Here is a 7,113-nt window from a genome sequence, read left to right as displayed (position 1 = left end):
GATTGTATGATCAGTGATGGTGGCGCTTTGATTTTGGATAAACAAAAAGAGGTTCTTGAAATGAATTGCATTCCAAAAGAAACAATGAGAAGTATAGATCAATTTTGTAAAGAACGAAACTTGGAATATCGTTACAGTACACGAGGGGGAAATTATTTTGGTATGCCATATTCTAGTTTTGCGCATAATATATATTTTGAGTTGTATCTAAACAGTCCAGTTTATAAACCTTATAAAGAGGATGAAGTGTTGAATGTTTTACTTTTTTGCCAAGGAGAAACAAAAGAGGCGTTAAGACCTTTGATCAAGAATTTAGGGTATGTTGAATATTCGGATTGTTTTGAATTGCGTGCGAATCAAGTAGATAAGGCAACGGCTGTGAAAAAAATCATAGATGCTCATGCATTTGAAACAACGTATTGTTTTGGGGATGGAACCAATGACATTGATATGTTGAAGCTTGCCGACGTGGGTGTTGCGATGGGCAATGCGTGTGATGCATTAAAAGAAGTTAGTGATGTTGTGATTGGAAGAGTGGATGAGGATGGCATCTACAATTTCTTAATGGGAAAATAAAAGCTGAATAGGAGGAGAATAAGATGGCTTATATTTTAGAGAATGATGTATTGAAGTTGGAGTGCACAGAAAAGGGTGGCGAAATGCTGCACTTAGTAAAGAAGAGTACAAATCATGAAACTTTATATCAAGGAGATCAGGGGTGGTCTGGTAGAAATCCTTCTTTATTTCCAATGGTAGGAAATACGTATACAAAGGATTATGAGATTGATGGTAAAAAATATGCGATGAAAAATCATGGCTTGATTCGTTATGCGACTTTAAAGGGTGAAAGTCAAGAAGATGAACTTGTATTTAGCTTAGATGCGAATGAGGATACGTTAGCTCAATATCCTTTTAATTTCCATTTTGAGATTGGATATAAATTGGATGGAAATAAAGTTTTAATTCAGTATCATGTAAAAAATAATGACTCTAAGGACATGCCTTTTGGGTTTGGTTTGCATCCTGCCTTTAAATTGGATGATGAATTTTCTACGTATACTTTGGCATTTGAAAAAGAAGAAAATACGAAACAATTGTTGTTTGATCCTAGCTACGAAAAGAATGTAGAGTATCAGGATGTTGCATTTAAAGAATGGAAATTGTCTAGAGAAGATGTAAAGAAGTATGCGACGATTATTTATAAGGATTTAAAATCAAATTATGTAACTTTAAAACATGGAGATGAAGAAGTGGTTCGCGTATCGATTGAGGGATATCCATATTTGGCTTTATGGACTCATGATAGTGCATCGGATTTCTTATGCATTGAACCTTGGTATTCACATGGGGATTTCGAAAAAGAAACACCAGATTTCTATCATAGAGAAGGAACTATGGTTTTAAAACCAAATGAAGAGTGGTCTTGTTCATACTGGATCGAGGTACTTTAAGAAGGAGAAATCCTTCTTTTTTAATAAAAATTTGTATTTTTAAAGAACAAATTTGCACTTTTTAGTTTACTTTCATCTAAAATCTTTTATTTTAGTTAAAAACGGTTATAATGAAATTAGTTCAGAAGGAGAAAGAAAAATGTTCGGAAAAGAAAAATCAACTTGGGAAGAATTAAGTGGTATTTTTACTGCACAGGAGATCTACCAACAACCTGCCACTTGGGCAAAAACAATTGCTCAAATCAAAAATGAAAAGGAAGCTTTAAAGAAATTCATGGAACCTGTATTAAGTGATCCAGATTGTGATATCGTGTTTACAGGTGCTGGAACAAGTGAATATGTAGGTAATGCATTATATTCATATGTTAACCGTTATACTGGTTACCATGCAAAATCATATGCTTCTACTGATTTAGTAGAAACTCCAGAAAACTATTTATCAAGAAACAAAAAGACTTTATTAGTGAACTTTGGTCGTTCAGGAAACTCTCCTGAAAGTGTTGGCTCAGTACAAGTTGCTGATGAAGTATGTAAGGAAAATGTGTATCATTTATTCATTACATGTAACAAAGATGGAGCTTTAGCAAAAGCGGCTGCTACTCGTGACAATGCTTACGATATTAACTTAACACCAGAAACTCATGACCAGTCTTTCGCAATGACCTCAAGTTTCTCTAACATGATGTTGGCTGCATTATTATGTTTCCGTTTAGATGATATTGATGAAGTTGCAAAAGAAATGGAAAGTGTTATCGCTCAAGGTCAAAAATTTGTTGATGAAGGATACAAAGTATGTGAAAATTTAGTTGCTGACTTTGCGGAATTTAACCGTATTGTATACTTAGGTGCAAATACATTGAAGGGTATTGCTCAAGAAAGTCAATTAAAAATTTGTGAATTAACTGCTGGTACAGTTACAACTACATTTGATAGTCCAATGGGATTCCGTCACGGACCTAAATCAGTTATCAACGATGAATGTTTAACAGTTGTTTATTTATCAGATGATGAATATCAAAGACAATATGAATATGACATTATTAAAGAAATGAGTGGACAACGCAAAAAGAACCGTTTAGTTGCTGTTTCTAGTCATGCAGATGCTGAAATCGAAGGATTAGTAGATACATTCATTAACTTTGATTTAGATGCACCTAAAGATAATATTTTCTTAGGATTTGACTATATTTTAGTTGCTCAGGTTATCGCATTATTTAAATCATTGAGCTACAAGATTACACCAGACAATCCATGTCCAACAGGTGAAGTAAACCGTGTTGTTAAGGGTGTTACTATTTACCCATATACTGCAAAGTAAGAATTTAGAGGAGAAAATTAGAGGAGAAAAAAAGAAGATGATAGGATTAATTGTTACTGGTCATGGCCACTTTGCGACAGGTTTAACTACAAGCTTAAACTTGATTGCTGGAGATGCAAAAGAATATGTTGCTGTAGATTTTGAAGCTACAGATTCAACGGATGATTTAGCAAAAAAATTAACAGATGCTATGGATTCATTAAAAGACTGCGAAGGAATCATTGTATTAAGTGATTTAGCTGGTGGTTCTCCATTCAAAACGGCTGTTGAAATTGGATTCCCAAGAGGAAACGTAGAAGTTGTTGCAGGTACAAACTTAGGTATGTTAGTTGAAATCAACTTAACTCGTACTTTCTCTGAAGATGTTCATGCTTTAGCTGAATCAGCTTGCAACGTTGGAAAAGACCAAGTTATGCGTTATGTATTCCAACACATTGAACAAAACGACGATTTTTCAGATGGCATCTAATGTTTAAGCTAGGCTTTGCCTGGCTTTTTTTCTTTTGAAAAAACTTTTCAAATATCTGAAAATGAGGTATGATATTTTTACATATGGAGGTTTTTAGAATGGATTATAAAACTAGAATTGAGGCATCTATTCAAGAGCATTTAGATGCATATATGGATATTGTAAAAACACTATACGATAATCCGGAAACAGGTTTTGAGGAATATGAAACACAGAAGGTATTGGTGAAATATTTAAAAGATGCAGGCTTTGATGTAAAGTCTAGCGTAGTGGTTGATACAGATTTTGTGGCTGAATATAAATCGGGTAAAGAAGGGCCAACAATTGCTTATATGTGTGAATATGATGCACTTCCTGAAGTTGGACATGGATGTGGACATAACTTGATTGCTGGTATTGGTATTGCGGCTGGTGAAGCCTTGAAGAGTGTTATTGATGAAATTGGTGGAATTGTACGTGTTGTGGGTACGCCTGGTGAAGAAAACTTTGGTGGAAAAGTTAAGATGAGTGAAGCTGGGGTATTTGATGATGTAGATGCAGCTCTAATGGTTCATCCAAGTACAGAAAATGGTGTCGGATCAAGATCATTGGCTATTTTACCAATTAAGTATGAATTCTTTGGTAAGAATGCGCATGGATGTCGCCCTCAAGAGGGACACAGTGCATTAGACGCAGCGATTAGTACATATACACAGATTTCAATGTTACGTCAATTTGTGACTCCAGGATCATATATTCATGGAATTATTCGCGATGGAGGTTTAGCAGCCAATGTAATTCCTGCTTATGCAAGTATGGAGTATTATTTTAGAGCAACTACAATGGCATATTGTAAAGAGATTGCAGCTCGTGCAGAGGATTGTGTGAAGGGATCATGTACTGCAAGTCAAACAACTTACAAAACAAGCATGTATGAATGTCCTTATGAAGATACAAAAATCAACTATACACTAGCTGATATGTTGACAGAAAAATATAAAGAGCTAGGAGTTGAGCAAATTAATCCGGTTGATGAAGTTCCATGTGGTTCTACAGATGTTGGAAGTGTAAGTTATGTTTGTCCAACAATTCAGGGAACTATCAAAATCGCAGATTGCTCAGTTGCTGGTCATTCTAAAGAAATGGCGGCTGCAACAATTAGTGAAGATGGAAAAGCTGGATTAGTAACAGCAGCTACAGCTATTGCGTTAATTGGTTTAGATTTGATTACTGAACCTGAAAAGTTAGAAAAAGCAAAAAAAGAGTTTAAAGAAGGGACATGCTAATTAGCATGTCCTTTTATTTTGTGAAAAGGTTTTCAAAATGGGCTTTTAAATTGATTTTGTGATAATTATGTGTTTTTTTTTGCCAATTTTTATAATTGTTAGTGATAAAAAATAAAAAAATACTAAAAAGTGCAAACAATTTCTTAAAATGTGTAAAGCATTTATGCATAGAAAATGTATAATATAGTCAAGATAGTTATTCTTTAAAGAAGAAAGCGCTATCAGGAAGGAGAGAGAATATGCCAAATATCTTATTAACAAGAATCGACAATCGTTTGATTCACGGTCAAGTTGCAACTCAATGGAGTGGAGTTCTAGGAGCTAACTTATTATTAGTTGCAAATGACGCTGTCGCAAAAGATGAATTCCGTCAAGGTTTGATGAACATGGCTGCTCCAGCTTATGCTCAGACTCGTTACTTCTCAATTCAGAAGACAATCGACATTATTGGAAAAGCAAGTCCTGCTCAAAAAATCTTCATCATTTGTGAAACACCTCAAGATGTATTACGTCTAGTTGAGGGTGGTGTTCCAATTAAAAAATGTAATATTGGAAACATGCACATGTCTGAAGGTAAACGTCAAGTCGCTACTACGGTAGCTGTAAATGACGATGATGTTGCTGCATTCAAGAAATTGCAAGAATTAGGTGTTGAATTAGAAATTCAACGTGTACCTGACATCGCACCTGAAGATATTAATAAACTTTGGAGCTAATCCAAAAAAGGAGAAAATGAAAAATGAATATTGTAGAAATTGTGTTATTGGCAATTGTAACATTCTTCTTTGCCATCGACCAATTCTCATTAACTGAAATCGTTTATCGTCCTATCATTGCTTGTCCAATTATTGGTGCAATCTTAGGTGATGTAAACACTGGCTTAGTTGTTGGTGGTACATATGAGTTAATGATGGTTGGTAACATGCCAGTTGGTGGAGCACAGCCTCCTAACGCTGTATTAGGATCAGTTGTTGCTATGATTTTCGCTGTTAAAGCAAAAATGGACATTAATGCTGCTTTAGGAGCTTGTATGATTTTCGCTACATTCGGACAATACGTTGTAACATTAACATTTACAATCATGTCTGGTTTAATGGCTAAAGCTGATAAAGCTGCTAATGAAGCTAACCCTAAAGGAATTACAGCTGTATGTAATACTTCTATGGCTATCTTAGGTACTTTATTTGCTGTAATCGCTATTTTAGCATATGTTGGTGGAACTGCTGCTTCTGGTGCTTTACAAAGCTTAAGTGAAAACGCAAGCTGGTTCATGGGTGGTTTAAGTGCTGCCGGTGGAATGATGCGTTTCGTAGGTTTCGCTGTATTGTTAAAGATTATGCTTTCTAACGACTTGTGGGGATGGTTGCTAGGTGGTTTTGCAACTGCATTACTATTTGGTAACGTTGAAGCTACAGCTTCTGCTTGCTTGATCTTAGTTGCATTCATCGGTGTTGCAATCGCATTATTAGACTTCAAGATTACTTCTATTGAAACAAAAGCTGCGCAGGGAGGTGTAAGTGATGGAATCTAATGCAATGACTTCTTACAAGGATACTACTCCTGCTGCAAGATTAGATAAACAGACTTTAAATAAAATGGTATGGCGTTCTTGCCAATTACAGGCTGCGTTCAACTACGAACGTATGCAATCTGCTGGTTGGTTATGGGCTATTTTACCAGGTTTGGAAAAAATCCACACAAATAAAGATGACTTAGCTGCATCTATGACTCACAACATGGATTTCCTTAATACTCACCCATTCTTCGTAACATTCGTTATGGGTATCGTATTATCAATGGAACAACAAAAAACTGATATTCAGACAATTCGTTCTGTACGTATCTCAACTGCTGCTCCATTAGGTGGTATTGGTGATGCATTGTTCTGGTATACATTAATTCCTATCACTGCTGGTTTAACTGCAAACATGGCTATTGATGGAAGTATCATGGGACCAATCTTATACTTCGTTATCGCATTCGGTGTTGAAATGGTTTTACGTTATGCTTTAATGTACTGGTCATACAACTTAGGTTTAACTGCTGTTAAGATGATGACTGCTAACGCTAAAGCATTCACTCACGCTGCAAGTGTATTAGGTGTATTCGTTGTTGGTGCTTTAATTTCTAACTATGGTGGAGGAACTAAATTAGGTATCTCAATCGCTAATGGTGAAGGTGATCCAATTGTAATCCAAAACTACTTAAATATGATTTTACCTTGCTTAATCGCATTCGCATTCACTATGATGTGCTATGTATTGATTAAGAAGAAAAACTGGACTCCAGTAAAATGTATCGCATTATTCTTAGTAATCGGTATTGTTGGAGCTGCATTCGGAATCTGGGCAGGTTCATATACACCTTTAGTACCAGTTCCATGGTCAGTAGTTGCGTAGGCTAATCTAACGAAGTTAGAATATTTTCTCTCAAATATAAGGTTGTAACGGATTATATCCTTACAACCTTTAATTTTATTTTTAGGTCATTAAAAATTTTTTTAATGATTTAGACACATTTAATAAAACAGGATATAGACATCATTAATGTCAAATAGACTTGTACAATTTACCTGTAAGTGAGGTAATGAAACATGTGTACAGAATTTAA

General features: G+C 35.2%; 8 protein-coding genes. All 8 read left to right on the top strand.

Translation table 11 applies throughout. The features are described 5' to 3' along the window. Nucleotides 1-576: HAD hydrolase family protein (locus ACZQCL_RS03610; RefSeq protein WP_482481861.1), on the top strand; the 576-nt coding region annotated here is incomplete at its 5' end. 23 nt (nucleotides 577-599) lie between these two features. Beyond that, entirely contained in the window at nucleotides 600-1,451 is an 852-nt protein-coding gene (locus ACZQCL_RS03605; RefSeq protein ID WP_227991496.1) for an aldose epimerase family protein, read from the top strand. Between the two features lie 139 nt (nucleotides 1,452-1,590). Continuing rightward, a complete protein-coding gene (locus ACZQCL_RS03600) occupies nucleotides 1,591-2,769 on the top strand; it encodes an SIS domain-containing protein (RefSeq protein ID WP_117925977.1) in 1,179 nt (392 codons plus the stop codon). A 37-nt stretch (nucleotides 2,770-2,806) separates the two neighbouring features. Continuing rightward, nucleotides 2,807-3,238 (top strand): PTS galactosamine/N-acetylgalactosamine transporter subunit IIA, encoded by a 432-nt coding sequence (agaF, locus tag ACZQCL_RS03595; protein ID WP_227991493.1) that lies wholly within the window; start codon nucleotides 2,807-2,809, stop codon nucleotides 3,236-3,238. A gap of 98 nt (nucleotides 3,239-3,336) precedes the next feature. After that, a complete protein-coding gene (locus ACZQCL_RS03590; RefSeq protein WP_227991490.1) occupies nucleotides 3,337-4,503 on the top strand; it encodes a M20 family metallopeptidase in 1,167 nt (388 codons plus the stop codon). 239 nt (nucleotides 4,504-4,742) lie between these two features. Beyond that, nucleotides 4,743-5,219 (top strand): PTS galactosamine transporter subunit IIB, encoded by a 477-nt coding sequence (gene agaB, locus ACZQCL_RS03585; protein ID WP_003863846.1) that lies wholly within the window; start codon nucleotides 4,743-4,745, stop codon nucleotides 5,217-5,219. A gap of 23 nt (nucleotides 5,220-5,242) precedes the next feature. Continuing rightward, a complete protein-coding gene (locus ACZQCL_RS03580) occupies nucleotides 5,243-6,034 on the top strand; it encodes a PTS mannose/fructose/sorbose/N-acetylgalactosamine transporter subunit IIC (protein ID WP_117570702.1) in 792 nt (263 codons plus the stop codon). Continuing rightward, entirely contained in the window at nucleotides 6,024-6,902 is an 879-nt protein-coding gene (locus ACZQCL_RS03575) for a PTS system mannose/fructose/sorbose family transporter subunit IID (RefSeq protein ID WP_117995756.1), read from the top strand. Before ACZQCL_RS03580 ends, ACZQCL_RS03575 begins: the two co-directional genes overlap by 11 nt. Nucleotides 6,903-7,113: the final 211 nt, after the last annotated feature.

It is taken from the genome of Holdemanella sp., assembly GCF_056804935.1.
This window is presented reverse-complemented; position numbering and strand designations above follow the sequence as displayed.

What these genes read in the sequence shown, in the direction of transcription:
- ACZQCL_RS03575 (WP_117995756.1), top strand. Translation starts at nt 6,024, where the DNA reads ATGGAATCTAATGCAATGACTTCTTACAAGGATACTACTCCTGCTGCA.
- ACZQCL_RS03600 (WP_117925977.1), top strand. Translation starts at nt 1,591, where the DNA reads ATGTTCGGAAAAGAAAAATCAACTTGGGAAGAATTAAGTGGTATTTTT.
- agaF (WP_227991493.1), top strand. Translation starts at nt 2,807, where the DNA reads ATGATAGGATTAATTGTTACTGGTCATGGCCACTTTGCGACAGGTTTA.
- agaB (WP_003863846.1), top strand. Translation starts at nt 4,743, where the DNA reads ATGCCAAATATCTTATTAACAAGAATCGACAATCGTTTGATTCACGGT.
- ACZQCL_RS03580 (WP_117570702.1), top strand. Translation starts at nt 5,243, where the DNA reads ATGAATATTGTAGAAATTGTGTTATTGGCAATTGTAACATTCTTCTTT.
- ACZQCL_RS03605 (WP_227991496.1), top strand. Translation starts at nt 600, where the DNA reads ATGGCTTATATTTTAGAGAATGATGTATTGAAGTTGGAGTGCACAGAA.
- ACZQCL_RS03590 (WP_227991490.1), top strand. Translation starts at nt 3,337, where the DNA reads ATGGATTATAAAACTAGAATTGAGGCATCTATTCAAGAGCATTTAGAT.